We start from the raw sequence: 2,784 nt of genomic DNA on the forward strand, positions 1-2,784 counted from the left end.
ACCACAATCTACTTAATTCGTTGATTTTTCCATTTTTGGGTGTAAAGCTTGTCACTCAGTTATCCTGAGTTACTTTGTCATGTGTTTAGTCTAAACTCCAGTTCTTAAAGTGGCTGCATAACAACGGACATACTGACATTACTGCATCGACATTTGTACCCCGTCAAGTTTATGGGGAATATATCCAAGCGATTTTAAACGAAGCGGAAGCGAATGCGCCAGCTTATATTAGTTTAGAGAGAATTTGCGATGAAGCGATCGCTATTGAAACCAGCAACTATCACACCAAAATTCAACTCAGTAGCGGTAAGGCTTTGCACGTACAAAAAGTTGTCCTCGCTTTGGGGAATCTTCCCGCTTCTTTACCACAACCAATTGCGGCGCTAGGAAATCATCATCCCCATGTTAAAGATGCTTGGGCTAGCGATGCAATTAGCAATCTCAATTCAGATGATTCTCTTCTGTTGGTGGGAAGTGGGTTGACGATGGTTGATGTAGTTGTAGCTTTAAAGCAGCAAGGATTTCGCGGCAAAATTCATGCTATCTCCCGTCATGGATTAACACCCCAACGCCACCAAGCAACAATTCCCTATTTTACTTATCTTAATTTAGAGACTGCACCCAAAACAGCGCGGGGCTTACTGCGTTTAGTACGTCAAGAAATTCACACAGCAGCAATTCACGGTTATGATTGGCGCGCAGTTATTGATGCTATTCGCCCAATTTCTCAACAACTTTGGCAAACACTACCAATCCCAGAACAAAAACGCTTCCTCCGTCATGTTAAAGCTTACTGGGAAGTTTACCGCCACCGGATTGCCCCAGAAATTGCTGATGTATTAGATAATACTGTGCAATCTGGACAACTGAATTATTACGGCGGCAGAATTCAGACTTGTCAGGAAAAAGAAAATGCAGTTGAGGTGAAAATTTGTGAACGGGGAACCCAAGCCAATATTGTGTTACAGGTGAACCGAATCATCAACTGTACAGGTGCAAATTGTAACTATCGCACTGTAAAAAATACTCTAATCGCTAATTTGCAAGCACAAGGGCTGATTCGTCCCCATGCTTTGTCTATGGGGATGGAGACAGCTGCTAATGGTGCAGTCATTGATGCTAAGGGCAAGGTTTCAGAAATACTTTATACCTTGGGAACGCCCCGCAAAGGTAACCTGTGGGAGACTACAGCAGTTCCAGAAATTCGCCTGCAAGCAGCCGCTTTGGCGCAAGAGTTACTGAAATCTCTCAATCCTAGACCTTACGCTATGGCAAGAGATTGGTTCGCTGGAAATCCATTGAGCGATTTACCCAAACCTGCCATGCTATTTCGTCAACTTTACGATCGCGAATCGAGTACCTATACATATCTAATTGCCGATCCACAAACCAAAGCTGCTATTTTGGTAGATCCGGTATTAGAACAGGTAGAACGGGACTTACAAGTATTGCAAAAACTTGATTTGACTTTACTTTACTGCTTAGAGACTCATATTCATGCTGACCATATTACGGGTACAGGTCAGCTACGCCAATTTACAGGCTGTTTAAGTGTTTTACCGGATAAAGCTAAACCTGTCCCAGGCGATCGCTATATTACTGATGGTGAGATTTTACAATTAGGTTCTGTGCAAATCCAAGCGATCGCTACTCCCGGACATACCGACTCTCACATGGCTTACCTCGTTAACGGAACTCACTTGTTAACCGGAGATGCCTTATTTATTGGGGGTTGTGGTCGTACTGACTTCCAAAACGGTAATCCTGGCTTACTGTATGATGTCGTCACCCAAAAGCTATTTACCCTTCCAGATGACACCTGGGTATTTCCCGGACACGACTATCAAGGGAGAACAGTATCTACCATTGGTGAAGAAAAGCGGTGGAATCCCCGATTTTTGGGACGTACCCGCAGTCAGTTTATTGAATTGATGAATAATTTGAACCTTCCTTATCCACAAAAGATGTCGGAAGCTGTACCCGCTAACCAACGTGGAGGCAAAGTTTTAGTCACCTTAGATTACCAAATTTGAGGAACTACCTTGATTTTGCCGATACGATTTCCAGGCGATTGCCACCCGGATCGCGGATATAGAAACGATTGTATCCTGGTATCGGTTGGCGATGCCTACGGCGGGCTGTGCCTACGCTAATAATTCCACCCCATGCGCTATGAGATGCGCCTCAAACTCCTTCAAATCAGCGACTCCAAAACAGATATGTCGCCTTGATGCTTCATTATTGGCATTTTTCTCTGTACTAATGTGGAGTTGGATATCTCCCAATGCATACCATGTGTTGTCATTGCCTTTGAGTGCTTCCGGCTTGGCAATTTTAGTCAATCCCAACACTTTACCGTAAAACAGTAACATCGCCTCTTCCACCTCAGCAGACGATGTCAGTTGAATATGATCGATAGTCTCAACCCACGCTTTCACTGTTTCTAGTTGGTTAGTCATAGGGTTTGCCTGGAGTAGCGTTTAATATATACTACAGTATTCTGACCAACTTACTGTAGTATATTAAAGTTCGTCGTAAATTTTATCTACGATACCCAGGCAAGTTATTTAAGATACCAGTTAACTCAGAGCTAACACACTTCGTTATATTTAGTAAGGGAAAGTGCGATCGCTCCCTCAATACTCCGTATATTTTATTGATTATTTTCAAAAGAATTCCTCTTATAGTTACTAAAAATATAATCAAATATTTCTAGCTTGATAAGGTTTGCACCTTACAGGGCTAACTACAAGCCGCAAAGAGTGAGTTTCTATCAAAGATAGA

At 42.7% G+C, this 2,784-nt stretch carries 2 protein-coding genes and 1 pseudogene; 2 read left to right on the forward strand and 1 reads right to left on the reverse strand.

The window, feature by feature from the left end:
• Window positions 1–110: 110 nt before the first annotated feature.
• Together AACW45_RS03885 and AACW45_RS03890 are read left to right on the forward strand one after the other, a co-directional pair.
• A pseudogene (locus AACW45_RS03885) lies at window positions 111–338 on the forward strand (FAD/NAD(P)-binding protein); the annotation flags it as partial.
• 147 nt (window positions 339–485) lie between these two features.
• Window positions 486–2,033: an MBL fold metallo-hydrolase gene (locus AACW45_RS03890; RefSeq protein WP_339381931.1), complete on the forward strand. Its 1,548-nt coding sequence runs from the start codon at window positions 486–488 to the stop codon at window positions 2,031–2,033.
• A gap of 111 nt (window positions 2,034–2,144) precedes the next feature.
• Here the strand turns inward: AACW45_RS03890 and AACW45_RS03895 are convergent, their stop codons facing one another.
• Window positions 2,145–2,459, reverse strand: a complete 315-nt coding sequence (locus AACW45_RS03895; RefSeq protein ID WP_190638284.1) for a bleomycin resistance protein — start codon at window positions 2,457–2,459, stop codon at window positions 2,145–2,147.
• Window positions 2,460–2,784: the final 325 nt, after the last annotated feature.

The organism is Calothrix sp. FACHB-168 (genome assembly GCF_963889195.1).
GTDB lineage: Bacteria > Cyanobacteriota > Cyanobacteriia > Cyanobacteriales > Nostocaceae > Aulosira > Aulosira anomala_A.

Bases quoted from the DNA above. Each gene is read 5' to 3' on its own strand.
- AACW45_RS03895 (WP_190638284.1), bottom strand. From the start codon at position 2,459: ATGACTAACCAACTAGAAACAGTGAAAGCGTGGGTTGAGACTATCGAT.
- AACW45_RS03890 (WP_339381931.1), top strand. From the start codon at position 486: ATGGTTGATGTAGTTGTAGCTTTAAAGCAGCAAGGATTTCGCGGCAAA.